We start from the raw sequence: 26,404 nt of genomic DNA, 5'->3' as shown, positions 1-26,404 counted from the left end.
GAAGGTGGATTCGAACCACCGAAGCTATAAGCAGCAGATTTACAGTCTGTCCCCTTTGGCCACTCGGGAATTCCCCCATATGCAGTTCACTTTCCGTGTGGAGCCGGTAGACGGACTCGAACCCCCGACCTGCTGATTACAAATCAGCTGCTCTACCAACTGAGCTATACCGGCAGGTGTTCCGCTCACTGAAAGCCCTTGTATTATACCACGAATTTTGCAATTGTCAAGAGGGCAATTTCACAGGTTATCCACTGCCGCCACGAAGAGGCCGATAAACAGCAGCACGATGCCGATTATCCGCTTTTTACGGCCCAGAGCTGTCTCGTCCTCCTGCTGGTTTCGAAGAAAAACATCCAGCAGCTCCGGCAACAGCAATGCCACCACGCCTATGGCGCCAATGATAAACCCCCGGATCTTCATGATTCTGCCTCCTACATTTTCGGTGCGCCGCCGTTTCACGGGCGGCGCACCGGTTTTTCTACTCTACAGCGATCTCTTTTATTTCCAGCTCATTGCCCTGCTGCAGATAGGTCCTGTCACTGCCGCAATGGGGGCAGATCTTGCCCTGGGGCACCGTATCATAGGTTTTCCCGCAGTTTTCGCAGTAGGTAATGGCATGGATTGGCTCCCACAGGAGCTCGCAGTCCTCCAGCATGGGGGTACGCTTACAGTTCCATTTCCACACATCGATCAGATAGTCCGGGATCACGGTGGAAACCTCGCCGATCTGCACCGTCACCCGGCGGACACGGGAGGCCCCGTTGTCCTGGGCGATCTTCACCACGCTGTCCGCAATGTGGAATACAACACCCAGTTCGTGCATCAGTCTTTCTTCCCGCCCAGCTTGGTGACAATGGTCTGGCCCAGGCGTTTGCCCGCCATGGGGATAATGCCCTTGATCTTATCCTCCGCCTTCATCATCTTGGAGCATTCGGGATGATCCCGCTTCAGATGGATGGCGTCAAAGGCGCACTTGGTGGTGCACACGCCACAGCCAATACACTTATTGGGGTCCACCCAACTGGCGCCGCAGCCCAGACAGCGGGCCGTCTCGATCTTCACCTGCTCGGCGGTCAGGGTCTTGTGGGCATCCCGGAAGGAATACTTGGGCACGCTCTCGTCCATACCGGCCTCCTGGCGGCCCGCATGGTCGTAACCGGCGACAGAAATGTTATCCTTGTCCAGCATGATAAAGTCCCGGCGATTCCGGCCGATCTTCATATCCGCGCCCTTATGGACATACCGATGCAGGGATTCGGCAGCGCACTTGCCTTCTTCAATGGCGTCGATGGCAAACTTGGGCCCGTGGTACACGTCGCCGCCCACGAAGATATCCGGCTCGGCGGTCTGGTAGGTCAGAGGATCCGCCACGGGGTAGTTGCCCCGCCAGAACTCCACCTTGCTGCCCTCCAGCAGCTTGCCCCACTCGATGGCCTGGCCGATGGCGAAGACCACATGGTCTGCTGCCAGCTCCATGGTCTCGTTCTCGTCATAAACGGGGGAGAACCGCTTGGTCTCGGGATCGATGGTCCGCAGGCAGCGCTTGAAGACAATGGCGGTCACATGACCGTTCTCGTCCACCTTCAGCTCCTTGGGGCCCCAGCTGTTGTTGATCTGAATGCCCTCTTCCAGAGTTTCGGCGATCTCATTGTTGGAGGCAGGCATGGTAGCCCGGTCCTCCAGGCAGACCATGGCAACGCTTGCCGCGCCGAAGCGCTTTGCGGTCTTGGCGCAGTCCACGGCCACGTTGCCGCCGCCGACGACCACCACGTTGCCCTCCATCTTCTGGTTCTCATCCTCCAGCGCATGATGCAGGAACTCCACAGCAATGCTGGTGCCCTCGGCGGTGTCGTTTGCCACGCCGGGACGGCGGCCGCCCTGACAGCCGATGGCGACATAGAATGCCTCATAGCCCTGCTTCCGCAGCTCGGGGATGGTCACATCCTTGCCCACCTCTACGCCGCACTTGATCTCCACGCCCAGTTCCCGGATGACCTGAACCTCGGCGTCGATGATGTTTTTCTCCAGCTTGAAGGAGGGGATGCCGTAGGTCAGCATACCGCCGGGCTTGGCGCTCTTCTCAAACACCGTGGGCTTATAGCCCTTGGTGGCCAGGTAGTAAGCGGCAGACAGGCCCGCGGGACCGGAGCCAATGATGGCAATCTTCTGTGCCCAATGGTCCAGACGGCTGGAGGCGATGACCACAGGGGGAATATAGCGGGTCTCGGCATTCAGATCCTGCTCCGCCAGGAACTTCTTGACCGCGTCGATGGCCACGGCCTCGTCAATGGTACCCCGGGTGCAGGCCTCTTCACAGCGCTTGTTGCAGATACGGCCGCAGACCGCCGGGAAGGGATTGTCCTTCTTGATCAGCGCCAGTGCCTCCTGATACTTGCCCTGGGCAGCCAGCTTCAGATAGCCCTGAACGGCCACATGGGCGGGGCAGGCGGTCTTGCAAGGCGCGGTGCCCTTGTCGTAGCAGTTTTTCCGGTTGTTGTCCCGGTAGTCGGGATCCCAGTGCTCGGGGCCCCACTTGATGGAGTTGGGCAGCTCATGCTTGGGGTACTCCACGACTTTGCCTTCCTTATCGCAGAGCTTCTGGCCCAGCTTCACGGCGCCGGCGGGACAATACTCCACGCACTTGCCGCAGGCCACGCACTTCTCCCGATCTACCTCGGCGGTATAAGCGGACCGGGACAGGTTGGGCGTATTGAACAGCTGAGAGGTTCTCAGGGCGTTGCAAATCTGCACGTTGCAGTTGCAGATACCGAAGATCTTGTTCTCGCCGTCAATATTGGTGATCTGGTGGACAAAACCGTTTTCCTCGGCCTTTTCCAGAATGCGGATGGCCTCTTCATAGGTGATGTCGTGGCCCTTGCCGGTCTCCCGGCAGTAGTCGGCGAAGTCGCCTACGCCGATGCACCAGGAGGCGGGATCGTCCGCGCAGCCCTCGCCCATGACGCCCCGGCTGGCCCGGCAGGAGCACTGGGCAACGCCGATGTGGCCCTCATACTTCTTCAGCCAGTAGCTGAGATGCTCGATATCCAGACTCTGGTTCTCCATGGGGATGGCCTTTTCCACGGGGATGACATGCATGCCCACGCCGCCGCCGCCGGGAGGCATCAGGTGGGTCTTCCCAGCCAGAGGCACATAGGTCATGCGTTCAAAGAATGTAGCCAGCTCCGGATGCTCCTGGAGCCGGGTGTTGTAGGGAATCTCGCCCCGCTCGTCATAGCAGGGGACTTCGCCGCTGCCGCTCTCGTCAATGTTCAGCAGCTCGGCGGAGCCGGGAACAAACATGGGCACAAAGTACCGCCGCTCGGACTGGGGGGCGGTGCGGCCGTTGTGGTCGTAGTGGTAGCCGTAGTCATATTCCAGCAGACCCATGAACGCCAGCTTGTCCAGCACCTCCTGGAAGTGGGCCTTGTCCTCTTCCTTCACATTGCACAGCTTCCACAGCTCGGGGACAGTGTGGGGCTTGCGGACCTTCATGGCCAGCATGATGTCGCACATCTCGTCGGTAAGCAGGGCCTCCAGGCCCCAGTACTCGGCATCCTGGGATGAGATTTTGCCCAGCTTGTGCTCAACGACGTCCGTAATCATTTTGCCGACCTTCAGCACCTTTTCCCGGGGCGCGGGGTCGCCCTTGGCGGCGGGCTCAAAGGCTCTTTTCTTCAGTTCCTGATCAATCATTCGCTCCTACCTTTTCTTTCCGGCAGTATCTGCCTGTTTTTTATTTCCTTATTTCTGCTTCCAGTTCCGGATCTGTTCGGCAAGCCAGTCGGCCAGAGCCTGAACGCCCTCGCCGGTCTTGGCGCTGATGGGGAAAATGCGGATATCCGGGTTGCGCATTCTGGCGTACTCCGCGACCTTTTCCATGTCAAAGTCAAAATACGGCAGAACATCGATTTTGTTAATAATCATGGCGTTGCACACCTGGAATACCAGAGGATACTTCAAAGGCTTGTCGTGGCCCTCGGGCACGGACAGAATCATCATATTCAATGCCGCGCCGGTGTCGAATTCTGCCGGGCACACCAGGTTGCCCACATTCTCCAGGATCACCAGGTCCAGCCCTTCCGTACCCAGTTGGCGGACGCCCTGCCGGGTCATGTCCGCGTCCAGATGGCACATGCCGCCGGTGTGCAGTTGGATAACCCTGGTACCGGTGGCCGCGATGGTCCCCGCGTCCACATCGGAATCGATATCCGCCTCCATAACCCCTACCCGTATATCCCGGGGCAGGGCCTTCAGAAGCTTTGTCAGGGTCGTGGTCTTCCCGGAGCCGGGAGAAGACATTAAATTCACCAAAAAGGTACCCTGCCCCTTCATTTCCCGGCGCAGCGCGTCGGCATCTTTATCGTTGTCGGCGAAGACGCTCTGCTTCACCTCGATCACACGGTACGGATCCATGAGAAACTCCCTCCTGCATAACGGCTTTTCCATCCTGAAAACAGTGAAAAGCCGCTTTTCTCAGCTATAACTATACATGAAGGCCTCTGGAATGTCAATTGCGCATCCGTGGGGTAAATGCCCAAAATATGTGCAAAATCAACATAAATCATTGGTTAGCAACCGCTAACCAATGTAAAAAATTCGGAATTTCTCTCTTTTTGACCCTATATCCTCGAATATGCGCAATAGTTACAAAAATATCGATTAAAGCATGGAGTTTTGTTTGGATTATTTGTGAATAAAAACGAATGCCAATCCATCGTACTCTGTGATAGAATACCTTCGAGTATGAGGAGGTGGGTATTATGGAGAAGACAGAACCGGTGATCCTGGCCGTAGCCGGAAAGGGCGGCGTCGGCAAAACATCCGTTGCCGCCACACTGGTCCGTCTGCTGTGCCGGACACACCCGGATAAAAAAATCCTTGCCATTGACGCGGACCCCGCGGTTGGGCTTTCCACCGCTCTGGGCATTGAGGTCTGCATGACTGTGGACGATATCCGCAAAGCCGTTGTTGCCCAGGCCAGGGAGGGAGATGCCAAAGCCGCCGTGGAGCTGCTGGGCGAGGCCCGGTGCCGGATTTTCGATGCCGTGGCCGAGGCCCCGGGCTTCGCCTTTCTCGCCATTGGCCGGCCGGAAAGCGCCGGGTGCTACTGCAAAGTCAACGGCTACCTGAAGGAGGTCATCAGCCTGCTGGCAGACAGCTTCGACTATGTGGTCATCGACGGTGAGGCAGGCGTGGAGCAGATCAACCGCCGGGTCATGGAGAAAGTCACCCATTTGCTGCTGATTACAGACGCCAGCAAGAAGGGCACCCAGGTAATCCGGACTGTGAAAGAAGTGGCCGATGAGCTGGTCATGTACGACCAGGTGGGCACCATCGTCAACCGTCTGCCCTCCAAAGATGTGATTCCCCTGCTGGACACCGGGGATATCCCGGTGCTGAGCTACATCGAAAACGACCCGGCCCTTACCGAATTTGACATACGGGGCGAAAACGTCTTCTATCTGCCGGAGGATGCCAACATCGTCCGGGGGGTAAGGGAAGCGGTGGAAAAGCTGGGAATATAAGAGGGGCGGAATGATCCGTCAAAGCTTGTAAAAGAACAAATTGACAATTCACAATGAACAATTGACAATTGTGGTGTCCCTGCGGGACGAAAAATCTCGAACTGTTTCCGCGGGAAACTCCTTAATTGTCAATTGGAAAGAAAGAGGGAAAAATGAAGGATCTAAAGTATTTATACGACTTTGAGCGTCTCCTGCAGGAGGCCAACAACGATCTGGTGCGGCAGGCCCAGGCAGAGGGGAAGTATTGCGCCGCCTACACCTGCGAGAATGTGCCGGAGCCCCTGCTGAATCTGCCCGGGGTATTTTCCGCGCGGCTGCGGGCACCCAGGACCGGTTCCATGGAAATGGGCACCTATTACATGACCAGCTTCCTGTGCGAATACAGCCGGGCCCTGCTGGAGCGGGCCATTGAAGGCGGCTTCAACTTCGCCGACTGCGTCTTCACCCCGGATGGCTGCTCCATGATGAACCGATGCGTGGAGAATATGGAATTGCTCAAGACCATGGAAAAGGAGCACTTTTTTTACTCCTACATGGAAATTCCCATGAAGGCCGATGACAACGGCCTGAATCTCTATGTTTTGCAGTGTAAAAACCACATTCTCACACCTTTGCGGGAGCATTTCGGCATTGATGTTTCCGATGCCGCCATCCGCAAGGCCGTGGAGGAGCACAACCATCTGTGCCGCCTGATCCGGGAGATCGGCGAATACCGGAAGGAAGAGAATCCCCGGATCACGGGCTACGAATACCACATCATCAACCTCATCAGCTACGCCGCCCCCAAGTACCTTCTGATCCCCATGCTGGAGGAGACACTGAAGGAGCTGGAGACCCGTCAGCCGGATCCCAAGCCCAAATTCCGGGCCAGAGTCGTTCTGGTAGGCTCTGAGGTGGACGACATCGACATGGTGAAACTGATTGAGGAAAGCGGGGCCTATGTCTGCGCGGACCGGTTCTGCTACGGCTCCTTCCCGGGCCGGGATCCCATTGAACTGACCGGGGATGAGGACGCCCTCACCCAGATCTGCCGCCAGTATATGTACCGTGCCCAGTGTCCCCGGTATATGAACATGGAAAAAATGCTGGGCCGCCGTGCTTATGTCAACCAGCTGGCCAAGGATTACAAAGCCGACGGCATTATCTATGAGCAGGTCAAATTCTGCGACCCCTGGGCCTATGAGCGCATGGTAGGCACTCAGGTGCTTCGGGACGAGTACGGATACCCCGTGCTGTCCGTAGACCGGCCCTACGCTGTCGGTTCCTCCGGCCAGCTGCGGACCCGTGTCCAGGCCTTTGTAGAGAGTATGGAGATCAAGAAGATTCAGGGAGGTGCTGTTCGTGGCTAAAGAAATCGGCGCCGACCGTCTGGGCGATTTTTACACCAACGGCAAGGTCCGCAGGCGCCGGGAATGGCGGGGCTTGGCAGACACCATGTACGATTACAAGTGCTGGCTGGGCATTATGGGCACTCTGGCGGGCTTCGTTATCAAGCCCCGGAACATCAAGGCCATGTTCCGCTACCGCTGGATGGCCAACTATCTGGCCGTGCCCATGATGGTGGACCGGCACACCCAGGGGCTCCGGGGCGAATATCTGCGCATCTGCCACACAGAGCAGGACCTGATCATCAAGGATGTGGCAAAGCTCCTGGACAACCTGTTCCGGGGTGACCGCCGCATCGGCAACGACACGGAATTCTCCAAAAAGGTGGTCCTGGTGGACGAAAATGAAATGACCGCCGTCATGATGGGCTTCCCCACTCTGAAGGGCCTGAGCCGGGAGACCCCCTCTACCTATGTGTCCGTTCTGCTGAACCAGAACGCCGCCCTGCACTATATTGACGTAGCTCAGGAATACGGTCTGGCCGGCGACGTATGCCCCATGCCGGAGGCCGAGGCCGGCGTATCCATTGACGACGACGCGCCTGTCTTAGGCGCCTGCGCCATCCAGTGCAACACCACCTGCGACGGTTCCCTCATGGGCAACGGCGTCATCTCCAAACGTCTGGAGCTGGAGGACGGCATTCCCTGCTTCCAGCTGGCCGCCCCCCTGCGGCACCGGGAGGAGGACGTGCAGGAATACGCCGCCCAGGAGATCCGGAACGCCATTGCCTTCGTAGAAGAGCACACCGGGGAGAAGTGGGACTGGAAGCATTACTTCGAGTGCGCCAGGCGGGTGAATATCTCCACCAAGTACCGTCAGGAATGGCTGGATATGAACAAGACGGACTACCCCCAGGTCTTCGGCTCCAATCTGGCTCTGTACACAGAGACCAACTATATGGCCATCTGCGGCAAGGTGCCGGAATTCGTGGAGGCGGACCGGACGATTGCCAGACTTGCGGAACAGGCCTACGCCAAAAAGAAGCGCATGGCCAAAGAATACCGCCACCGGGCCATTGTCTGGGGCGTGCAGTCCCACTACTACATGGATTTCCTGCTGTGGCTGCTGAATTGCTGGGGCATCGTGCCTCTGACAGACATGCTGAGCATGGTCTCCACCAAGGTGCTGGCAGAAGAAGACACCCCGGAGAACCGGGAGCAGGCTATTTACGATATGGCCTGGCTGACGGAGAACATGATCATGCGCAACCGGACCCACGGCGGCTACAAGGTGCTGCTGGATGAGCTGTGGGAGTTCTGCGAAGAATTCAAAGCGGACATGGTCATTCTCTGGGAGCACATGAGCTGCAAGGCGCTGGACGGCATGCACGGCCAGTTCGAGGAAAAGGCCCGGCAGCTGGGCATCCATCTGGTTTGGGTCACCCACGACCTGTTCGATCCCCGGATCGTCACCCGTCAGGGTGTCCGGGATCAGGTGAACCGCTATATGCGTTCCGTCATGCGGGAGGAACCCATTGACCCCACCCTGGAGGTCATCCACGACGAGAACTCGTGGTAATGTAAGAACGGCTTCCCCCGGGGGAAGCTGGCAGGGCGCAGCCCGCACCTGTGAGGGGCGATACGCAGAACCGGCAAAGGGAAAACTACGCAATCTAGCTCTGCTGGACGGAACAGAGACTGCATAGGCTGATTCTACATCGGTTCTGCGTCCCGCCCCTCATCCGACCCGCCTATCGGCGGCCCACCTTCCCCCAGGGGAAGGCAGTTGAATATAGTAAGGAGATAAAAATTATGCGTTATTTCGGCGGATGTGATTCCGGCAGTACCTATACAAAATGCGTCATTCTGGATGAGACCGGCAAAATGGTGGCTGACGTCACCCTGCGCAGCCGCATCAATTCCGTGCTCAGCTGTGAGGACGCTCTGAATCAGGCGGTTTCCCAGGTTAAGGAGCTGAATTCCTACCGGGACCTGAGCTATCTGGTGGGCACCGGCTACGGCCGGAACAAGGTGCCCGCGGCGGACGAGAATATTTCCGAAATCAGCTGTCATGCCATGGGCGTCCACGTGGTGGACCCCAGCGTTCGGGCCATTATCGATATCGGCGGCCAGGACGTGAAGGGCATCGCCGTGGACACCGACGGCACCGTGCTGAACTTCGCCATGAACGACAAGTGCGCCGCCGGTACGGGCCGGTTCTTTGAGGCCATGGCCAAGGCCTTCGAAATGGAGCTGACGGAGTTCTCCAACCTGTCCCTGCAGGCCAAAAACGTCATTCCCATTACGGCCCAGTGCACGGTCTTTGCCGAGTCCGAGGTCATCTCTCTGGTGGGTGAGGGCAAGCCCATGGATGAAATCGCGGCGGGCATCCAGCTGTCCGTTGCCAAGCGCTGCTTCGTCATGGCAAAAAAAGCCGGTGCCGTGGACAAGATCACCCTGACCGGCGGCTGCGCCAAGAACGAGGGCTTGAAGCAGGCCATTCAGAAGGTGCTGAAACTGAAGGTCATCGACCTGCCGGTAGATCCCCAGCTGATCGGCGCCATTGGCGCGGCGGAATTTGCCCGGCAGAAGGGTCTGGCCCAGGGCTGAGGAGGAAATTATGATTATTCTGAAAATTCTGGGCATTGCCGCCATCGTTGTGGCCGCCCTGTTCGTGCTGACCTTTGTGGTGTATTTCTTCAATCTGGACATGAAGCTCACCGCCGCGCTGGAGCCTCTGTTTCTGAAGCACTACGACAAGATCAAGCGGGATCGGCATCTGTAATATGCGGCTCTACGAAGAAATCATTGCCCAGTGGCAGTCCCTGCTGGACGGCCTCCCGGTTCGGTCCCTGCCTCTGTCGGATGGCTGGCCGGACACGGGCAGCCGGAACATGATTCTGCGCTCCGACATGGCCTATGAACTGGGCGGCGAAAACTTACCCGCTCTGGGGGCCACGGCGGTAACCGCGGGCGGGTTTGCGCAGGATGAGATTCTGCTCTGCGGACCGGATCTGCCGGAGATCCGGAAGGATGTCCCCTACGCCCGGCTCACCGTCGCCAGCGTCAGGGACGGTCTGCCGGATCAGGGCAGCGCCCTGTATCAGGCCATTAAAAAAATCGACTTCGTGCGCTACCATGTGAACCCGGAGGGCTTCATGACCCGCATTTCCGCCATCCAGGGCCGGGAATCCGCCCGGGTCAGCCGGGATGCCCTGAAAAAGGGCCTGACTTTCTCCCAGGCAGGCGGACTGATGGTGAAAAGCTACCACGAAAACCCCCAGATTCAGGCCGTCCGCCTGATCTACATTACAGATTCCGCCTTTCCCTTTGGCGCGCTGGAGGAAACCATCCAAAAAAGCCGGGAAATCACCCGGGCTGTTGACCATGCCATGACCGCCGCCATGACGGACTGCAATGTATGTAGTCTGAAGAAGGTCTGCGACGAGGTGGAGGGTATCCGCCAGCTGCACTTCGGGCAGGAACAGCAGTAACATTTTTGCGCAAAAATACAGGGGACGATGCGGGTATCGTCCCCTGTATTTTCTATCTGCTCTTTACTTTGGGCAGGAGATTTCCATGATCTTTTCAATGGTCTCGTGGAGCGTCCGGCAGACGGCGGTATCGGCGGCCTTGTAATAGACCTCCTTTCCCTCCCGGCGGCTGACAATCAGCCCGGCAGAGCGGAGCACCTTCAGGTGGTGGGACACAGCAGGGCTGCTCATTTCCATCAGCGAGGACAGATTGATAACGCACTCCTCACAGTGGCACAGCAGCCAGAAAATTTTCAGCCGGCTGGGGTCATCCAGCTTCTTGAACACATCTGCCACGGTGGAGAAATCCTCCGTGCCCGGCATATTCTCCTCTCCATGTTCAAACACGCCCCCGTGGTTGTGGGGCAGACAGCAATCGCGCATTGACAAAAACCTCCTTGTGGGGTTCGAATCCTGCGTTTATTATAGGCGGAAATCGAAGCGGGCGCAAGAGCGTTTCGCATATTTTTATAATCTTATCTCCGTCTTTGAAAACGTGCTTGACCGACTGGGAGGATTTTTCGTATAATAAGAAAAATACACTACGGAATCGAGGCCATCGCTGTGCGTCTGAATATCTATCACACCAACGACATCCATGCGGATTTCTCCTTCCTGAGCCGGGTCCGCGCCTATCTGTCCGACCATCGGGAAAAATCGGATCTGTATTTTGACAGCGGTGACTTTCTGGATCTGAAAAACGTTCTGGTACAGGCCGACCGGGGCAGGAGCGCTCTGGAATTGCTGGCGCTCTGCCGCCCGGAGGCCATGGCCGTTGGGAACAATGAGATTGATCTGGGAAGCGCGGATCTGGAGCGGCTTGCTCAGCTGCCCATGCTCTGCGCCAACATCTGCCGCAATGACGGCACGCCTGTTCCGGGCCTGAAAAGCCATGTGATTCTGGAGCGCTGCGGCAAACGATTTCTGGTCATCGGTCTGGCGCCCTATTACGGTGCGGGCATGATTGCGGACAAATACAACCTGTTTTTCGAAATGGGAAACCTGCGCACGATTGATCCCGTTCCGGCGGTAACACAGATTCTGAATGAGAATCAGGGAAAATACGACTTTTCCATTCTTCTTTCCCACAGCGGACACCTGGTGGACCGGGAACTGGCAAAGCGTTTGCCGCCCATGGACCTGTGGCTGGGCGGACACTCCCACACCGTTGTTGCGGAAGCGGGGTATTCCCAGTCCGGCAAGGGGGAATACCTGGGCCGGGTGGCTCTGGATATCGATGAGGGGAATATCCGGATTCTGGACTCCGCGCAGATTGAACTTCCGGCGCGAAGAAGTCCTTCGTTCGATGCCCGGCTGAAAGAAGCCCAGGCCATGGCGGATGCCATTCTCTCACAGGAGCTTCCCATTCTGCGGGAACTGGACTTTGACCCCTTCCGGGAAAGCGCCCTGACGAACTTTATCTGCGACTGTCTGCACAGGGAATTCGGCGGGGATTTGGCCCTCATGCACAACGGCATTGCTTTGGGGCCTCTGCGCAGACCCGTGTCCCGGAAAAGCCTTATTGAACTGCTCCCCTCCAAACTGAACCCAACGATATACACTCTGCCGGGGGAAAAGCTGCTGGAAGCCATTCGCCGGTCCCTGGACGATGCCCATATCCACCAGTCCGGCCAGGGTTCCGGATTCCGGGGAACCGTGCTGGGCTGTCTGGGCTTCAGCAGCAACGTAACGCTGCACCGGGATCCCTTCGCCGTGGAGATTGACGGAAAGCCGCTGGACCCCCGAAAAGACTATACCATTGTAACCGATGACTATCTGCAGCGCGGCTCAGGCTATCCCAGTCTGGCCGTGCCGGATGAGGAAGCGAAGTTCGACAAGCGGTTCATCCGGGATCTGGTGGAGGAATATCTGATGAACGAGGCGGTGTTTCGGGCAGGAGAGGTAAAACGGGAAAGATAGAGCAACTACAGGGGGCAACAGGTTGCTGTCTTTCGGAACCGTTCTATTATGTTTCCCGTTCCGTATTTTCGCCTAAATCTCGCGAAATTCGTGCATGATTAGCTATACATTCTGCAAATACCATGCTATAATGTATTCTATAACAGACATTAGGAGGCTTCTATATGGCGCTGATTATTTGCCCTGAATGTGGAAAAGAATACTCCGACCGTGCAAAAGCCTGCCCAAACTGTGCCTGTCCGGCACCTCACATTGGCAGCATGGAAACTTCTGACAATGAAGCAGTACAGCCAAAAGCAAAGAAGAAGCATTCAATTATTCCATCTATCATTTTGGTTGTGCTTCTGGCTGTTGGTGCTTGGTATGCATACCGCATTTGGTTGTACCACGACGGCCTTAATGCAATGTATTCCGGAAACTATTCCACTGCGAGGAAACGTTTGGAAAATCTCGATTACAGTGACAGCAAATGGGTATTGAATGATATCTCTTTTCTGGAGGATATGGATGCAATTGTAAGAGACGAAATCTCTCGTGGCTATGATGGTACAGGCATCACGGCAGAAGAAGCTTCGCAAACGCTGAAAGAAATCAGAAAATATCAAGCCCTGGAGTTCCATACCGACGGTTTGGATGCAACTGTCGATCAATATACAGAAGGACTCGAACGCATTGTCAACGCTTATACCTACGACTCTGCAAATTCGATTCAATTTGAATTACTTGCCGGAAAATACTATTGCGACCAGGTAATTGTGAATTTGCATAAAAATTTTGGTTTTATGCAAGGCAGTATGGTATATGACGAAATTTTCACCAATATTCTCTCCGAAGAAAAGGCGTTTCTTAACGCATTAAGTGACTTGGCCGAAAGTGGACATGAGAAAGCAAAAGATGGTGACTTCCGGAACAGCACTATCACACTGTATCTGCAAAATAACACAGACTATAAATACGAGCAGGCCTATATCTTTGAGTTTTATAAGTATAACAGCGACGAATTACTGGATAGTGTTGTAACGGATACACTCAAGATAGAACCGCATTCGGAATATACAGTTTCTATCGATGTCCCGCAAATTGCGAGAAACGGATACTCCGTCAGTTACTCCTACTACATTCTTGATGTGGATATCACCACTTAGGTTCATTTCGTCAGGGCTATCCAGCAGGTTGTTTTCCCGTTCCGCCTATTGTTTGCCGCTGGCGCGGCAAACGGGACTCTCCCCCGAGCTAAAAAAGTGTCCACCGGACACTTTTTTACCCGCCCTGACGGGCGGGCCGCTCTCTTCGAGTCCCATTATCCACCGGATTCCATAAAAAAGAAGCACCCTGAAAGGGTGCCCCGCGTTGAGTGACTTTTCTCCGCCCACACCCCTTACGGGGTGCGTTCGGAGAAAAGGGGACTCTCCCACGGGCTAAAAACAGTCCACCGGACTGTTTTTACGGCAGCAGAGCTGCCGCCGCCCTTTCGAGTCCCATTATCCACCGGATTCCATAAAAAAGAAGCACCCTGAAAGGGTGCTTCTTTTTTATGGGGTGGATAATGGGACTCGAACCCACGATCTTCAGAGCCACAATCTGACGCCTTAGCCAACTAGGCCATATCCACCATCTGTAATTTCTGAACTGGTACGCCAAGAGGGACTCGAACCCCCGACCTACTGCTTAGAAGGCAGTTGCTCTATCCAGCTGAGCTATTGGCGCATCTCGAATGGAGCGGGTGACGGGAATCGGACCCGCGTATCCAGCTTGGAAGGCTGGTGTTCTACCATTGAACTACACCCGCGTAAGCCCTTACCTGAGCGATTCAGCTTTGATATTCTAGCATGGTTTCATCTGTTTGTCAAGCACTTTTCGCATTTTTCGTAAAATTTTGGAGACTGTTCCTGAGAACAGCCTCCAAAGAAATTACTTTGCGAATTCCACAGCCTTGGTTTCCCGGATGACGTTGACCTTGATCTGGCCGGGGTATTCCAGCTCGGCCTCGATCTTCTTGGCAATGTCCCGGGCCAGCAGGATCATATTGTCCTCGGAAACCACCTCGGGCTTGACCATGATCCGAACCTCCCGGCCGGCCTGGATGGCGTAGGACTTCTCTACGCCGGGATAGGAATTGGTGAGTTCCTCCAGCTTCTGCAGCCGGCGGATATAGTTCTCCACATTCTCCCTGCGGGCGCCGGGGCGGGCGGCAGAGATGGCGTCCGCAGCCTGAATCAGCACGGCAATCACCGTCTTGGGCTCCACATCGCCGTGATGCGCCTCGATGGCGTTGACGATGACGGGGTTTTCCTTGTACTTCCGGGCCAGATCCGCGCCCAGCTGGACGTGGCTGCCCTCTACCTCATGGTCGATTGCCTTGCCCAGGTCATGCAGCAAACCCGCGCGCTTGGCCATGGCAACATCCACGCCCAGTTCCGCGGCCATCAGACCGGCGATATGCGCGACCTCAATGGAGTGGTTCAGAACATTCTGACCGTAAGAAGTACGGTACTTCTGGCGGCCCAGAATCTTGATAAGCTCGGGGTTCAGGTTATGCACACCGGTCTCGTAGCAGGCGCGCTCGCCCTCCTCCCGGATGGTGCGGTCCACTTCCTTCCGGGCCTTTTCCACCATGTCCTCAATGCGGGTGGGGTGGATACGGCCGTCCACGATCAGCTTCTCCAGGGCAAGTCTTGCCACTTCCCGGCGAACGGGGTCGAAGCTGGAGACGGTGATGGCCTCGGGGGTGTCATCGATAATCAGGTCTACACCGGTGATGGTCTCCAGAGTCCGGATATTCCGGCCCTCGCGGCCAATGATGCGGCCCTTCATCTCATCGTTGGGCAGGGGCACCACGGAGACGGTGGTCTCGGCGGCATGGTCAGCGGCGCAGCGCTGGATGGCCGTGGCGATGATCTCCCGGCCCTTCTCCTCTGCCTCGTCCTTCAGCTGCTGCTCGATCTCCTTGATCTTCATGGCGGCGTCATGACGGACATCGCTTTCAATGCTGTCAAGCAGATACTGCTTGGCCTGCTCCTGAGTCAGACCGGAGAGCTGCTCCAAAGTCTCCAACTGCTGCTGGCGGATCTTCTCAGCTTCCGCCTGGGTCTGCGCCGCGTTGGTCAGGCGCTTGTTCAGTTCCTCTTCCTTACGTTCAAATGCTTCGGTCTTCTTGTCCAGGGTTGTTTCTTTTTGCTCAAGCCGGCGTTCCTGCTTCGTCAGTTCAGCTCGGCGTTCTTTGACTTCTCTGTCGTTTTCTGTGCGGGATTTATGGATTTCGTCCTTGGCTTCCAGCAGCATTTCCTTCTTCCGGTTTTCACCGTTTCGGATGGCCTCATTGATCAAACGGGTAGCCTCCGCCTCCGCGGAGCCGATTTCCCGTTCCGCGACCTTTTTCCGATACAGAAAACCTCCGGCGAAACCGGCGGCGATACCGATCAGGACGCCCAGAACGATTGCAAGAATCGTATACCATTCCATAATTCCACAACGCACCTCCTTCCATAAAATTGGCGCGGCAGGGTGCGCAGCGGCCCATGTGAAATTGAGATGATTTTGGCAAATATGCCACTCTATCGCAAAACGCCACAAGGCGCAAAACGCATTCCCCGGCGCATACGCCGGTAAAGGAGCCGCCAATAAGGCAAGCTCACATCACATCTTATTGTATCGGTGCGAAGGACAATTGTCAAGTAAAAATCAGCAAAAAATCCGGCGGAGAATGGGATATCTTTGACACTATTGTTCAATGCGCCTCCTGTCTCTTTGGAAAAGAGGCTGGTTTTTTCCTGACCGCTATGCTATAATAGGCAAAAAAGGAAAGGACTTTTGAGTCTATGAACGTAAAATCCTTGAGCAAAGCGGCGCTTATCTGCTGTATCTGCCTGATTTTGTCCATTTTGCTGGGCGTCCTTGCCATGACCTGTGTATATATTCTGCCCACCGGCCGGATGCTGACCCAGGCGGACAGGAGCCTGCCGATCTTTGAAACGGAGGGCACCGGCTTTTTCTGGGCCCCAGGGGAACCAAGCGCACGTCTGGACGGATATACCGACGCCATCATGATGCAGACCGCGGTCTATGTCCGGGACGAAAACCCGCTGAAGGCCGCCATGCGCTGCTCCCGGATGGAGTTCTCCGAGGGCAAACTGGCCCCGGCGGATTCCCTGAAGCAGTATGTGTACGGGAATCGCTCCGGCCAGGTCCTGGATTATGCCCGGTACTGGCACGGCTATCTGCTGTTTCTCAAGCCCCTGCTGCTGTTTTTCTCCCTCAGCGATATCCGGATGCTGAACGGTGCGCTGCAGCTGATCCTGGCTTGCGCGGTGCTGCTGACCGCCTACCGGAAGCGGGGACTTCGGCTGGCGCTGCCCCTGGGGCTGGCCTTACTGGCCATCAATCCCGTCTCCACAGCCCTCAGCATGCAGTATTCCAGCATCTATTATCTGACACTGCTGGGCACTCTTGTCATGCTTCTTACCGAAAGCTGGGACAGGAAATGGGGCTATCTGGTGTTTTTATTTCTGGGCGTGGGTACCGCGTTCTTTGACTTTCTGACCTATCCCGCCTGCGCCGTGGGCATCTGCCTGGGTCCGCAGGCCCTGATGAGCCAATCCAGCGGACGGGACCGGCTGCTGAAAACCATCGGTTCCGGGACTGCCTGGGCCTTCGGCTACGGCGGCATGTGGAGCGGAAAATGGCTGGCCGCCAGCCTGATTACCGGGACCAACGCGCTGTCCGACGCCATGGAGCAGATTCAATACCGCAGCGGCGGTACCGTCACCGCCTCTGAGGGCGGCGCGGAGGCCACCTTTGGGGCCGTCGTCAGCCGGAATCTGGGTGTTTTTATCACCCCCGCCGCCGTACTGATCCTTCTGGCGCTGCTGGGGGTGCTGGTCTGGCTGCTGCTGACCAAACGCTGCCGGTTCGCGCCGGAAAAAGCCAGCCTGCTGAGCCTGCTCATTGTCTTCGCCGTACCCTTCATCTGGTATTTTCTGGTCCGCAACCACTCCATGGTCCACTACTGGATGACCCACCGTAATCTCGCCGCCGCGGCATTCGCCCTGAGCGGGTTCGTGTGCTTCTCACTGAAGGAACGGGAGCGGTAAAGTCGGGGGTTGTCGGACAAAATGCCTTCCCCTGGGGGAAGGTGGCCCGCCGTAGGCGGGTCGGATGAGGGGCGGTATGCAGAACCAACAAGGAGAAAACTCTGCAATCCAGTCCCGGCAAATAAGAAAGTAGTTGCTTAAGTTGATTCCGCGTAGGTTCTGCATGCCGCCCCTCATCAGTCAGGGCTTTGCCCTGCCAGCTTCCCCCAGGGGAAGCCTATGTTCGACAACCCCCGGTTTATCCCCGTCCATAACCCGGCACTCCCGCGTTTCCGGTTGGAAAACGCGGGAGTGCCGGGCTTTTTTACTTTTCCTCCTCCGGCAAGCCGAAAGCGGCCGCCGGTGGTTGGGGCAGGCCCGCGTGACGTTCCAGCAAGAGGAAGGACATGCGCATATAAGATCTGGTATAGGAATCCGAAAAGCTGTATTGCAGGAGCTCCTCAATCCGGCGCAGACGATACAGCAGCGTATTTTTATGGACATACAGCATCTGCACCGTTCTGGTCACGGACCGATCCTGAAGCAAATACGCCCACAGCGTCTTATACAGTACCTCGTCCTGGCAGAAAAGCCGGTACACATCCGGATGGCAGGCTGCCAGACACCTGTCCGGGGCGTAATCGCTGCGGATCAGATAGTCCATTGCCAGAGAATAGAAGTCCGTAAAGTGACCATCCTCTTTTGGGGGCGTACACAGGGCAAACTCCGCCTGCTCCAGCAGCCGCGGCAGCAGCGCAAAGCCCTGATGACTCAGGCTGACGCCGCCGGAAACAGGGGCCGCGCCCAAGATCTCCTCCAGCTTTCCGCGGCGGCGGTCATCCGGCATTTTGTTATCGTTGGCCAGCAGCACAAACCTGCCGCCGAATACACCGCAGAGGTCCAGCGGAAATACCGCCGCAATGGCGGAAAAATACTTTCTGTAGTCCCACTGCATTTGCTCCGACGCTTCTTCAAAATTCAGAACATATACCCGGTAACTGTCTGCCTCCGTCCAGCCTCGCTGATCCAGAAAATGCCGCGCGCCCGCGTCCGCCACCGGCGCGCCCTCCAGAAGGCGCTGAAGCATGGAGCTGTTCAATCCGCTGCCCCGCCGCTCCCGCCCCAGGACAGGCGCCAGCGCCTTGGCCAGCATGACCATCAGCTGCATATGGCCGTCATTCAGAGGATGCGTTTTTTCCACGACGGTCAAATATCCTACCGGCATCTCCCCCTGAAAAACCGTTATGGAAAGGCTGTCGGACATATTGCTGCCTTCCGGAAAACGGAAACGTATAACCTTGCCATCCATATGGTAGGAAAGCCTCGCCTCGGAAATCTCCTTAGCGGAGATGAAGGACGAATAACCATAGGTCTTCAGATGCAGCCATTCCCGATCCACTTCCTCGGGCCCATAGCTTTTGGAGCAGGCGAGACAGGCATGGTTTGCGTCTGTCAGCGCGATCGGCGTTCTGAATACAACCCCCATTTCCTCCACCAGCGCCTGAAAATCCTCTCGCTCGATACATCCCGCAATCCGGCTCCGCCAGTCGAACATGGAGTCGAACAGGCTTTGCAGCAGTTCGAAGCCCTCCCGGGCGGACATATCCGTCAGGCGGATCCTGTCTTCGTGCCAAAGGTACAAACAGTCCGGCCCGTCCTGCTGGACCAGCACGCAGTCCGTGGCGTAGGCCAGCCGGGCGCTGCGCAGAACTCTGGGGGACTCCCTGCGGATTTGTACTTCCGGCTCAAAGGATTCCAGCAAATTGGCTATAATCCACATACTAAGCTTCATGTTTTGTCCTTTCCGTCCAATTTCTGGGCTCTTCACTCTCTCTTTTTTTATTTTACCATCGTTTGGCAAAAAAAGAAAGCCTCTTCCCGTAATTTCTCACAATTTCCAATTCGGTGTTCTCTATATCTTTGTACCATTGGAACAAAATTTGTCATTTTTTCTCATCAACCAGTGTACCCTTGGACCGTATCTTTTCCGCCGCCCGGGTGCTACAATACAGGCAGCAAGGCAAGGAACCCCAATATATGAATCTGTAAAAGGAGTGACCACAATGAAAATCCCCTTCAGTGAAAAGGAAATGGAAGTTGTAGCCCAGGTCCCCGCTTTTGGCGGCGGCACGATTCCCGTGTTCAACTACCCCATCAGCACCACTGAGTTGGTAAAGCGTACTTTTATCGACAAAGAGGCACTTTGGATTCTGAACGGCTCCGAAACCGGCTTTTTCTGCCCCTCCGTGATTCCCGATCACGTGGCCCGGGGATTTGTCTTTGAAGCCGTTCCCACCCCCCGGGAGAAGTTTGGCGGCAAGGATATGTTCGGTCTGAACTGGAAGTACATCGATGTAGCCGGCGGCTCCATGAGCGAAGGCAAACTCTTTGACGACGCCAACGACTGGCGGGACTACGTCCACTTCCCCGATATCGACAGCTGGGACTGGGAAGGCAGCGCCGAGATGAACAGGGAATATCTGGCCTCCGGCCCCAAGACTCTCTGGCTGCTGAACGGCTGCTGGTTCGAGCGGCTGATTTCCTTCATGACCTTTGAGGGCGCCGCTATGGCACTGCTGGACGATGACCAGCTTGACGCCGTCAAGGAGCTGATCCATGAGACGACCTCCCTGTATATGCGCATTATAGACAAGTGCTGCCAATACTATGATATTCCCGGCTTCTGCATCCATGATGACTGGGGCTCCCAGATGGCCCCCTTCTTCTCCGAAGCCGTGGCCAGAGAGGTCTTCCTGCCGGAGATGAAGCGCTTCTGCGATCATGTTCATTCCCATGGCAAATATATCGAGCTGCACTCCTGCGGCAAGGCGGAGTCCCGCTGCGGCGTCTTTGTAGACGCCGGCTTCGACTCCTGGACCCCCATGGCCATGAACGACACCGGCAAGCTCTGGGAGACCTACGGAGACAAGATCGTCATCTCTGTGGTCATCAACGAGCTGGAACATCCCGAATCCGCCACGGAGGAAGAACTTCGGGCTGCCGCCCGGGCTTTCGCAGCAAAATACGCCCGGCCTGACCGTCCCTGCGTTCTGAGCAGTATGTATTCCAAGCCTGGCTATCTGACCCCCGCCTTCCGGGAAGAACTGTACCGGGCGTCCCGGATCGGCTGCTGCGGCCAGGAATAACAATCAGGAGAGAGAAATAAAGGAGGAACCCTTATGCAGCCCACAAGCAGCAAAAAAGAGATTTGGACCATGGGTACTTATTCGCTGCTGAGCCTTTCCATTATGGTCGGCTTCATGTACCTGAACACCTTCGCCACGGAAGTTCTGAAAATCCCCGCCGCCACCCTTGCCACGGCACTGCTGATCGCCAAGATCTGCGATTTTATCGTCAGCCTTTTCTGCGGCGTCATCGTCGAGAAAGTCAAGCTGGGTAAAAAGGGCAAACACCAGGCCTGGCTGTACTATGGCCGCTGGATACTGGCCGTCATGATTATGCTGGAGGTCGCGAACACCAGCACCGCACCCATGGTTGTCCGTGTCGCGGTTCTGGGCGTTTCCTACACCGTGCTGAACTGTCTGATGAACATCATTCAGACCTCCTACTACGGCATTGTCGCCGTGGTTGCCGGCCCCAACCCCGCCAACCGGAACGCCATGACCATTAACATGATTCGCCAGAACACCGTGGTCATGCTGATTTGCTCCTTCATCCCCACGCTGGTCACAAAGCTTCCCTTTGGCAGCTGGAACTACTTTATCGTCGCCCTGGTCTTCATGCTTCCCATGCCCTGGGCTTTGGGCAACATTTCCCGGCTGGCGGAGGGCAAGGATCTTCCCGTTGGTCAGGGTCCCGCCGGTGCGCCCCGGGTAACCATCAAGGACATGCTGGAATCCCTGTTTAAGAACCCCCAGCTGCTGGCCCTGTTCATTTCCTTTACCGTCCTGCAGATCGGTATGTTCATGTATCAGGCCAACTACACCTATTACTGGCTCTACGTTGTCGGTGACTTCACCAAGCTGACCCTGGCCACCCTGGCCGCCTCTCTGGTGGGCGTTGTGGCTGCCATGTTCATGCCGAAAATCGGCACCAAGATCGGCAAGAAGTGGTCCTGCGTCGCGGGCTTCATACTCTTCGGCCTGGGCCTGGTGGGCGTGAATCTGATGGGCGCCCAGCACTGGGTATGGTACATCATCTTCATGAGCTTCGGCACCTGCGGAACCTACATCTATTCCTCCTTCTCCGTCACCATGTATCTGGACTGCGGCGAGTGGTATCTGAACAAGACCGGCAAGGATATGCGGACCATTGCCATCGGTCTGGCCTCTCCCCCGATGAAGATCGGCATGGCCCTGGGCGGCACCATTGGCCTTTACCTGCTGGGCGCCACCGGCTACGTTGCGGGCTTCACCCCTGACGAAGCCTGGGTCAAGAGCTTCATGTTCATCTGCTGGATTGTCCCCGCCATCATCTATTTTATAGCAGCCGCCATCATGGCCTTCTTCTACAAGATTACCGACGCGGAAGCCGCCAGATGCGCTCAGGAAAACGCCGCCAAGCTGCAGCAGAAGTAAATCCCTTCCTCTGATAAATTTCCCCGGGACAGCCGTCCCGGGGAAATTTTCAGCTTTATTTCAGCTTAAAGGTGTAGTATACTGATAGTAAGGTGTATTGTATTGGGGGAATTCTGTGAAAATTCTGGTTATCGAGGATGAAAAGCTCCTGGCGGACTCTCTGAAGACACTTCTGGAGCGGAAAGGGTTTGACGTGGAGTGCGTCTATGACGGCGAGGCCGGGGCGGAGTACGCGGAGACCGGCGTTTATGATCTGCTGATTCTGGATGTGATGATGCCCAAAATGAACGGCTACCAGGTGGCCCGTTCCGTCCGGGCCAAGCGCTGCGGAACCCCTATTCTGATGCTCACCGCCCGTTCCGGGCTGGAAGACCGCATTGAGGGCCTCAACGCCGGAGCAGACTACTACCTGACCAAACCCTTCGACAGCCGGGAGCTGCTGGCCTGCGTAGGCGCGCTGCTGCGCCGTCAGGGCAATCAGGTGGACGAGCTGACTCTGGGCAACACGGTACTGGATCTGAGCACCTGCACACTGATGTGCGGCGGCCGGTCTGTGCGGCTGTCCGCCAAGGAATTTGACGTCATGCGCTATCTCTTCCAGGCCAGAGGCACCATCGTCTCCAAGGAAAGCATCCTCTCCCGGGTCTGGGGCTTTGATTCCGACGCGGTAGAAAACAATGTGGAGGTCTATATCGGCTTCCTGCGAAAAAAGCTGAAAGCCATCGGCTCCAATGTGACCATTCAGTCCATCCGCCGTCTGGGCTACCAGCTGGAGGTGATGCAGGGATGCTGAAAAAGCTGCGGGTCCGTTTCGTCTGCGTCATCATGGCCATTGTCACCGTCATGCTCTGCTCCATCTTTGGCCTTTTGTACCACGCCACCCAGAAGGGGCTCCAGCAGGAAAGCATCTCCATGATGGAGTCCGTTGCCGCCAATCCCTTTCAGTTGAGCCGCCCCAACGCGGGAGGCAGCGAAGTCAAGCTCCCGTATTTCATGGTCAAAATCGGCACCGATGGAAAAGTCACCGCCATCGTCGGCGGCTATTACGACCTGTCTGACGAGGTCTTCCTTCGAGCCCTGACGGAGGCCGTGGTGCAGAAGAACGCCCGTACCGGCATTATCGCCGAATACAATCTCCGATTTCTGAAGGTCAAGTCTCCCCTGTCTGAAACTCTGGTGTTTGCCGATATCACCAGTGAAAAGGCTGCCCTTTCCAGTCTCGCAAAAACCTGCGCCGAGTTGGGCGGGCTGTGTCTGGCGCTCTTTCTGGGCATTTCCGTACTGCTGGCCCGTTGGATGGTGCGCCCGGTGGAAAAAGCCTGGGATCAGCAGCGGCAGTTCGTAGCCGATGCTTCCCATGAGCTGAAGACGCCCCTGACGGTCATCATGACCAACGCGGAGATTTTGCAGATGCCTGAGGGTGATGCCGCGGATAAGAGCCGCAGCGTCAGCAGCATCCTGACCATGTCCCACCAAATGCGCGATTTGGTAGAACACCTGCTGGAGCTGGCCCGTTCCGACAATGGGCAGTCGAAAATGGTCTTTGAAAAAGTGGATCTGTCCGCCCTGACAGAAGACGCCCTGCTTCCCTTTGAGGCAGTGTTCTTCGAGGCCGGGCTGACTCTGGAATCCCAAATCACCCCCGGCATTACCCTTACCGGCAGCCGCCAGTACCTGGGCCAGCTGCTGGACATTCTGCTGGATAACGCCAGAAAATATGCCGTCGGCGGCACCGTCCGGGTCACTCTGGAAAAAACACGCCACCGCCGCTGCTGCCTCAGCGTCTCCAACGAGGCAGCGGAAATGAGCCGACAGGATCTGCAAAATATCTTCAAGCGCTTCTACCGCATGGATGCCGCCCGCAGCCGGGACGGCAGCTTCGGGCTGGGCCTGTCCATCGCTGAAAACATCGTCGCCGCGCACAACGGCAAGATCCGCGCCGACTACGCAGACGGCCGCGTGACCTTCGCCGCAGAGCTGCCGACAGATGAGTAAGATGGTCGGCAAATTGGAGGTTATCGGAATTTCCCCTTGGCTCCCCCTCTGGGGGAGCTGGCGTGCGCAGCACGACTGAGAGGGTACCAGCGGTGGGATCCGCATGAATGCTTCGGTATCGCAGCCCTCTCAGTCACGGCGTTTCCGCCGCGACAGCTCTCCCATAGGGAGAGCCAAGGGGTACAACAAGTCCTTATTTGTCAATTCATCGACCTCGCACATTTCCGTTCTCCCCGCATACACTATACCGTGAACCAGAATGCGGAGGTGTGCTATGTCCATTGTGCAAACGGACGTGCCCATGACCTATGGGCTCTGTCATGAGACCATTGCGAAAATTGCGGAGGCCTATCCCGTCTGCGGCAGCCGCAGTATCGGAACCACGGCCTATGGGCGGGAAATCGAGGCCATGTCCATCGGCAGCGGAGGACGGACGGTGCTGTTTACCGCCGCCCACCATGCCAACGAGTGGATCACCGCCACGGTGCTGCTGAAATTCGCTGAGGAACTTTCCCGGGCAATTCTGGAAAAGGGCTCGGTCTACGGCATCCCGGCCAACCTTTTCGAGGAGAACTGCCAGATCTTTCTGGTGCCTATGGTGGACCCGGACGGGGTGGACCTGGTGACAGGCGGCACTCCCCAGGGCAGCGTCCAGTGGGAAAAGGCAAGGAATCTTGCCGGCAATTATCCAGCCATTTCCTTCCCCAACGGCTGGAAAGCCAACCTTCTGGGGATAGATCTGAACCTACAATATCCCGCAGGCTGGCTTCAGGCACGGGAAATCAAATTCTCCCAGGGCTATACAAGGCCCGGTCCCCGGGACTATGTGGGCAAAGCCCCCCTGACCCAGCGGGAGAGCCGTGCCCTGGCGGACTTCACCCGGTACCTGGATCCTGCCCTGATTCTGGCCTACCACACCCAGGGCGAGCAGATCTACTGGAAGTATGACGACATCGATGTTCCCGGCGCTCTGGCCCTGGGGCAGGAATTTGCCCGGCTCTCCGGCTACGCTCTGGCGGAAACGCCCTATGTCTCCGGTTTCGCGGGCTACAAGGACTGGTTCATCAAAACCTGGCGGCGGCCCGGCTTCACCATTGAGGCAGGCCTGGGGGAGAATCCCCTGCCCCTGAACCAGTTTGACAGCATCTATGCCAAAAATCTCGGTATTCTGACCACGGCGGCCCTGGGCCTGCCGGAATAAAAACGCTGTACAGAAGAGAGGAACCGCTATGGTCGTATTCTTTGACATTGACGGGACCATTATTGACGAGCAGACCCAGATCATCCCAGCGTCCACCGTAAGGTCTGTGGCGCGTCTGGCAGAACTGGGCCACGTTCCGGTCGTCAATACGGGCCGGCCCTATTCCCATATTGACCCCCGGATCAAGGCTATGGCCTTCGGCGGTTACGTCTGCGGCTGCGGCATGGAGGTTCGTCTGGGTGACACGTGGCTCTACCGGAAAAAGCCGGATGAAAAGCTCTGCGCCTACGTCATGGCTCAGGCGGAGCGCTTTCAAATGCAGCCGCTCTACGAGGGAGACGACGGCGCCGCCATCTACGACCCCAGACACTGCGATTTTCCCTACATTCAGGAGGAGCTTGCCCGGATGCTGAAAAAGGGCTTCACGGTGTGCAACCGGGAAGCCCATCCGGATTTTATGAAGTTCATCACCTTTTCCACGTCCAGACAGGCACAGAAGGGCTTCTGCCAGGCCATGGAGCCCTTTTTTGAGATCATCGACCGGGGCAGCGGTCATTTCACAGAGTACGTTCTGAAGGGATGCTCCAAAGCAGGCGGGATGCTCGCCCTGCTGGATGCCCTGGGTGTGCCCCAAAGCGAAACTCTGGCCCTGGGCGACAGCACCAACGATCTGCCCATGTTCCGCATCGCCGCCCACACCGCCTGTCTTGGCGGCGGCATGGAAGAACTGAAAGCTGTCTCCGAATTCGTCACCGCCCCGGTGCTGGAGGACGGCATTCAGAAGGCGCTGGAGCATTTTGGACTGCTGGAAGGCCACGGTAAATAAAGATTACCCCCTTGGCTCTCCCTATGGGAGAGCTGTCACGGCGGGAACGCCGTGACTGAGAGGGCTGCGATGGCTGAGACTTTCATTCGGATTCCGCCACTGGTACCCTCTCAGTCGTGCTGCGCACGCCAGCTCCCCCAGAGGGGGAGCCAAGGGGACATTCCAGCAAATACCAATTTACCAAAAAAACGCAGAGACCGTTTCATCCGTCTCTGCGTTTTTATATTCTCACGCCCGCATCAGTCCCAGGGCCAGCAGCAGCAAGCCCACAGGCACCAGAAGAGCGGCGCCCAGACCCATCAGGACGCACACACCCGCCACAGGCAGAGCCACACCCATCAGCACCACGCCGACGATCTTCGCAACCCCCCAGGTCAGGCGGAAGGCGAACTCCACGCACTTGAAGAACAGCCAGAGGATCAGGCCCACCAAAATCAAAGAAAACAGCATGTTACATTCCTTTCCTCCG

At 56.8% G+C, this 26,404-nt stretch carries 23 protein-coding genes and 4 tRNA genes; 15 read left to right on the top strand and 12 right to left on the bottom strand.

Annotated features, from left to right (window positions below; all coding sequences use genetic code 11):
* Nucleotides 1-98: 98 nt before the first annotated feature.
* The 5 genes from KQI10_RS10985 to hypB all read right to left on the bottom strand — a co-directional run bounded on the left by KQI10_RS10985 (nucleotide 99) and on the right by hypB (nucleotide 4,416).
* Nucleotides 99-174: transfer RNA gene (locus tag KQI10_RS10985), tRNA-Thr, on the bottom strand.
* Between the two features lie 66 nt (nucleotides 175-240).
* Nucleotides 241-423, bottom strand: a complete 183-nt coding sequence (locus KQI10_RS10980) for a hypothetical protein (RefSeq protein WP_216567437.1) — start codon at nucleotides 421-423, stop codon at nucleotides 241-243.
* A 58-nt stretch (nucleotides 424-481) separates the two neighbouring features.
* Nucleotides 482-826, bottom strand: coding sequence for a hydrogenase maturation nickel metallochaperone HypA (locus tag KQI10_RS10975; protein ID WP_216567436.1), 345 nt, complete (start codon nucleotides 824-826; stop codon nucleotides 482-484).
* Complete coding sequence (locus KQI10_RS10970) at nucleotides 826-3,696, bottom strand: FAD-dependent oxidoreductase (protein WP_216567435.1); 2,871 nt, start codon at nucleotides 3,694-3,696, stop codon at nucleotides 826-828. Before KQI10_RS10970 ends, KQI10_RS10975 begins: the two co-directional genes overlap by 1 nt.
* A gap of 48 nt (nucleotides 3,697-3,744) precedes the next feature.
* Nucleotides 3,745-4,416: a hydrogenase nickel incorporation protein HypB gene (gene hypB, locus KQI10_RS10965; RefSeq protein ID WP_216567434.1), complete on the bottom strand. Its 672-nt coding sequence runs from the start codon at nucleotides 4,414-4,416 to the stop codon at nucleotides 3,745-3,747.
* A 347-nt stretch (nucleotides 4,417-4,763) separates the two neighbouring features.
* On the opposite strand from hypB, the gene KQI10_RS10960 reads away from it, so the two are divergent.
* From KQI10_RS10960 to KQI10_RS10935, 6 genes are all read left to right on the top strand, one after another.
* Complete coding sequence (locus KQI10_RS10960) at nucleotides 4,764-5,528, top strand: AAA family ATPase (protein WP_216567433.1); 765 nt, start codon at nucleotides 4,764-4,766, stop codon at nucleotides 5,526-5,528.
* Nucleotides 5,529-5,680: 152 nt separating this feature from the next.
* Nucleotides 5,681-6,877: a 2-hydroxyacyl-CoA dehydratase family protein gene (locus KQI10_RS10955; RefSeq protein WP_216567432.1), complete on the top strand. Its 1,197-nt coding sequence runs from the start codon at nucleotides 5,681-5,683 to the stop codon at nucleotides 6,875-6,877.
* The gene (locus KQI10_RS10950) at nucleotides 6,870-8,432 is read left to right on the top strand and encodes a 2-hydroxyacyl-CoA dehydratase family protein (protein ID WP_216567431.1); all 1,563 of its coding nucleotides are present in this window, start codon (nucleotides 6,870-6,872) and stop codon (nucleotides 8,430-8,432) included. Before KQI10_RS10955 ends, KQI10_RS10950 begins: the two co-directional genes overlap by 8 nt.
* Nucleotides 8,433-8,665: 233 nt before the next feature.
* Nucleotides 8,666-9,463 (top strand): acyl-CoA dehydratase activase, encoded by a 798-nt coding sequence (locus KQI10_RS10945; RefSeq protein ID WP_216567430.1) that lies wholly within the window; start codon nucleotides 8,666-8,668, stop codon nucleotides 9,461-9,463.
* A gap of 10 nt (nucleotides 9,464-9,473) precedes the next feature.
* Nucleotides 9,474-9,638: a hypothetical protein gene (locus KQI10_RS10940; protein ID WP_216567441.1), complete on the top strand. Its 165-nt coding sequence runs from the start codon at nucleotides 9,474-9,476 to the stop codon at nucleotides 9,636-9,638.
* 1 nt (nucleotide 9,639) lies between these two features.
* Complete coding sequence (locus KQI10_RS10935; RefSeq protein ID WP_216567429.1) at nucleotides 9,640-10,347, top strand: carbon monoxide dehydrogenase; 708 nt, start codon at nucleotides 9,640-9,642, stop codon at nucleotides 10,345-10,347.
* A gap of 63 nt (nucleotides 10,348-10,410) precedes the next feature.
* On the opposite strand, the gene KQI10_RS10930 is transcribed toward KQI10_RS10935, so the two are convergent.
* Complete coding sequence (locus KQI10_RS10930) at nucleotides 10,411-10,770, bottom strand: helix-turn-helix transcriptional regulator (protein WP_216567428.1); 360 nt, start codon at nucleotides 10,768-10,770, stop codon at nucleotides 10,411-10,413.
* 180 nt (nucleotides 10,771-10,950) lie between these two features.
* Here KQI10_RS10930 and KQI10_RS10925 point away from each other — a divergent pair, with 180 nt between their 5' ends.
* Both KQI10_RS10925 and KQI10_RS10920 read left to right on the top strand, forming a co-directional pair.
* Nucleotides 10,951-12,306, top strand: coding sequence for a 5'-nucleotidase C-terminal domain-containing protein (locus tag KQI10_RS10925; protein ID WP_216567427.1), 1,356 nt, complete (start codon nucleotides 10,951-10,953; stop codon nucleotides 12,304-12,306).
* A 164-nt stretch (nucleotides 12,307-12,470) separates the two neighbouring features.
* Nucleotides 12,471-13,451, top strand: coding sequence for a zinc ribbon domain-containing protein (locus KQI10_RS10920; protein WP_216567426.1), 981 nt, complete (start codon nucleotides 12,471-12,473; stop codon nucleotides 13,449-13,451).
* 390 nt (nucleotides 13,452-13,841) lie between these two features.
* On the opposite strand, the gene KQI10_RS10915 is transcribed toward KQI10_RS10920, so the two are convergent.
* The 4 genes from KQI10_RS10915 to rny all read right to left on the bottom strand — a co-directional run bounded on the left by KQI10_RS10915 (nucleotide 13,842) and on the right by rny (nucleotide 15,768).
* A tRNA-His gene (locus tag KQI10_RS10915) sits at nucleotides 13,842-13,918 on the bottom strand.
* Nucleotides 13,919-13,936: 18 nt separating this feature from the next.
* Nucleotides 13,937-14,013 (bottom strand) — tRNA-Arg (locus KQI10_RS10910).
* Nucleotides 14,014-14,021: 8 nt separating this feature from the next.
* Nucleotides 14,022-14,095: transfer RNA gene (locus KQI10_RS10905), tRNA-Gly, on the bottom strand.
* 122 nt (nucleotides 14,096-14,217) lie between these two features.
* Complete coding sequence (rny, locus tag KQI10_RS10900) at nucleotides 14,218-15,768, bottom strand: ribonuclease Y (protein WP_216567425.1); 1,551 nt, start codon at nucleotides 15,766-15,768, stop codon at nucleotides 14,218-14,220.
* 356 nt (nucleotides 15,769-16,124) lie between these two features.
* On the opposite strand from rny, the gene KQI10_RS10895 reads away from it, so the two are divergent.
* Nucleotides 16,125-17,396 (top strand): hypothetical protein, encoded by a 1,272-nt coding sequence (locus tag KQI10_RS10895; protein ID WP_216567424.1) that lies wholly within the window; start codon nucleotides 16,125-16,127, stop codon nucleotides 17,394-17,396.
* A gap of 304 nt (nucleotides 17,397-17,700) precedes the next feature.
* On the opposite strand, the gene KQI10_RS10890 is transcribed toward KQI10_RS10895, so the two are convergent.
* The gene (locus tag KQI10_RS10890) at nucleotides 17,701-19,167 is read right to left on the bottom strand and encodes a CdaR family transcriptional regulator (protein ID WP_216567423.1); all 1,467 of its coding nucleotides are present in this window, start codon (nucleotides 19,165-19,167) and stop codon (nucleotides 17,701-17,703) included.
* 271 nt (nucleotides 19,168-19,438) lie between these two features.
* On the opposite strand from KQI10_RS10890, the gene KQI10_RS10885 reads away from it, so the two are divergent.
* The 6 genes from KQI10_RS10885 (at nucleotide 19,439) to KQI10_RS10860 (ending at nucleotide 25,935) form a co-directional block, all read left to right on the top strand.
* Nucleotides 19,439-20,521 (top strand): uroporphyrinogen decarboxylase family protein, encoded by a 1,083-nt coding sequence (locus tag KQI10_RS10885; protein ID WP_216567422.1) that lies wholly within the window; start codon nucleotides 19,439-19,441, stop codon nucleotides 20,519-20,521.
* 33 nt (nucleotides 20,522-20,554) lie between these two features.
* Nucleotides 20,555-21,913, top strand: coding sequence for an MFS transporter (locus tag KQI10_RS10880; protein WP_216567421.1), 1,359 nt, complete (start codon nucleotides 20,555-20,557; stop codon nucleotides 21,911-21,913).
* 115 nt (nucleotides 21,914-22,028) lie between these two features.
* The gene (locus KQI10_RS10875) at nucleotides 22,029-22,706 is read left to right on the top strand and encodes a response regulator transcription factor (protein ID WP_216567420.1); all 678 of its coding nucleotides are present in this window, start codon (nucleotides 22,029-22,031) and stop codon (nucleotides 22,704-22,706) included.
* Nucleotides 22,700-23,908 carry a cell wall metabolism sensor histidine kinase WalK gene (locus KQI10_RS10870; RefSeq protein WP_216567419.1) on the top strand — a complete coding sequence of 403 codons (1,209 nt, stop codon included), beginning with the start codon at nucleotides 22,700-22,702 and terminating at the stop codon, nucleotides 23,906-23,908. The genes KQI10_RS10875 and KQI10_RS10870 overlap by 7 nt, the downstream gene beginning before the upstream one ends.
* Nucleotides 23,909-24,182: 274 nt before the next feature.
* The gene (locus KQI10_RS10865; protein WP_216567418.1) at nucleotides 24,183-25,109 is read left to right on the top strand and encodes a M14 family metallocarboxypeptidase; all 927 of its coding nucleotides are present in this window, start codon (nucleotides 24,183-24,185) and stop codon (nucleotides 25,107-25,109) included.
* A 28-nt stretch (nucleotides 25,110-25,137) separates the two neighbouring features.
* Nucleotides 25,138-25,935: an HAD-IIB family hydrolase gene (locus tag KQI10_RS10860; RefSeq protein WP_216567417.1), complete on the top strand. Its 798-nt coding sequence runs from the start codon at nucleotides 25,138-25,140 to the stop codon at nucleotides 25,933-25,935.
* A 228-nt stretch (nucleotides 25,936-26,163) separates the two neighbouring features.
* On the opposite strand, the gene KQI10_RS10855 is transcribed toward KQI10_RS10860, so the two are convergent.
* Nucleotides 26,164-26,385 carry a hypothetical protein gene (locus tag KQI10_RS10855; RefSeq protein ID WP_216567416.1) on the bottom strand — a complete coding sequence of 74 codons (222 nt, stop codon included), beginning with the start codon at nucleotides 26,383-26,385 and terminating at the stop codon, nucleotides 26,164-26,166.
* Nucleotides 26,386-26,404: the final 19 nt, after the last annotated feature.

The organism is Pseudoflavonifractor sp. MSJ-30 (genome assembly GCF_018918045.1).
Classification (GTDB): Bacteria; Bacillota; Clostridia; order Oscillospirales; family Oscillospiraceae; genus Faecousia.
The sequence above is the reverse complement of the archived record's forward strand: the minus strand, read 5'-3'. Positions and strand labels throughout refer to the sequence as shown.

What these genes read in the sequence shown, in the direction of transcription:
- KQI10_RS10980 (WP_216567437.1), bottom strand. Translation starts at nt 423, where the DNA reads ATGAAGATCCGGGGGTTTATCATTGGCGCCATAGGCGTGGTGGCATTG.
- KQI10_RS10975 (WP_216567436.1), bottom strand. Translation starts at nt 826, where the DNA reads ATGCACGAACTGGGTGTTGTATTCCACATTGCGGACAGCGTGGTGAAG.
- KQI10_RS10970 (WP_216567435.1), bottom strand. Translation starts at nt 3,696, where the DNA reads ATGATTGATCAGGAACTGAAGAAAAGAGCCTTTGAGCCCGCCGCCAAG.
- hypB (WP_216567434.1), bottom strand. Translation starts at nt 4,416, where the DNA reads ATGGATCCGTACCGTGTGATCGAGGTGAAGCAGAGCGTCTTCGCCGAC.
- KQI10_RS10960 (WP_216567433.1), top strand. Translation starts at nt 4,764, where the DNA reads ATGGAGAAGACAGAACCGGTGATCCTGGCCGTAGCCGGAAAGGGCGGC.
- KQI10_RS10955 (WP_216567432.1), top strand. Translation starts at nt 5,681, where the DNA reads ATGAAGGATCTAAAGTATTTATACGACTTTGAGCGTCTCCTGCAGGAG.
- KQI10_RS10945 (WP_216567430.1), top strand. Translation starts at nt 8,666, where the DNA reads ATGCGTTATTTCGGCGGATGTGATTCCGGCAGTACCTATACAAAATGC.
- KQI10_RS10940 (WP_216567441.1), top strand. Translation starts at nt 9,474, where the DNA reads ATGATTATTCTGAAAATTCTGGGCATTGCCGCCATCGTTGTGGCCGCC.
- KQI10_RS10935 (WP_216567429.1), top strand. Translation starts at nt 9,640, where the DNA reads ATGCGGCTCTACGAAGAAATCATTGCCCAGTGGCAGTCCCTGCTGGAC.
- KQI10_RS10930 (WP_216567428.1), bottom strand. Translation starts at nt 10,770, where the DNA reads ATGCGCGATTGCTGTCTGCCCCACAACCACGGGGGCGTGTTTGAACAT.
- KQI10_RS10920 (WP_216567426.1), top strand. Translation starts at nt 12,471, where the DNA reads ATGGCGCTGATTATTTGCCCTGAATGTGGAAAAGAATACTCCGACCGT.
- rny (WP_216567425.1), bottom strand. Translation starts at nt 15,768, where the DNA reads ATGGAATGGTATACGATTCTTGCAATCGTTCTGGGCGTCCTGATCGGT.
- KQI10_RS10895 (WP_216567424.1), top strand. Translation starts at nt 16,125, where the DNA reads ATGAACGTAAAATCCTTGAGCAAAGCGGCGCTTATCTGCTGTATCTGC.
- KQI10_RS10890 (WP_216567423.1), bottom strand. Translation starts at nt 19,167, where the DNA reads ATGAAGCTTAGTATGTGGATTATAGCCAATTTGCTGGAATCCTTTGAG.
- KQI10_RS10885 (WP_216567422.1), top strand. Translation starts at nt 19,439, where the DNA reads ATGAAAATCCCCTTCAGTGAAAAGGAAATGGAAGTTGTAGCCCAGGTC.
- KQI10_RS10880 (WP_216567421.1), top strand. Translation starts at nt 20,555, where the DNA reads ATGCAGCCCACAAGCAGCAAAAAAGAGATTTGGACCATGGGTACTTAT.
- KQI10_RS10870 (WP_216567419.1), top strand. Translation starts at nt 22,700, where the DNA reads ATGCTGAAAAAGCTGCGGGTCCGTTTCGTCTGCGTCATCATGGCCATT.
- KQI10_RS10865 (WP_216567418.1), top strand. Translation starts at nt 24,183, where the DNA reads ATGTCCATTGTGCAAACGGACGTGCCCATGACCTATGGGCTCTGTCAT.
- KQI10_RS10860 (WP_216567417.1), top strand. Translation starts at nt 25,138, where the DNA reads ATGGTCGTATTCTTTGACATTGACGGGACCATTATTGACGAGCAGACC.
- KQI10_RS10855 (WP_216567416.1), bottom strand. Translation starts at nt 26,385, where the DNA reads ATGCTGTTTTCTTTGATTTTGGTGGGCCTGATCCTCTGGCTGTTCTTC.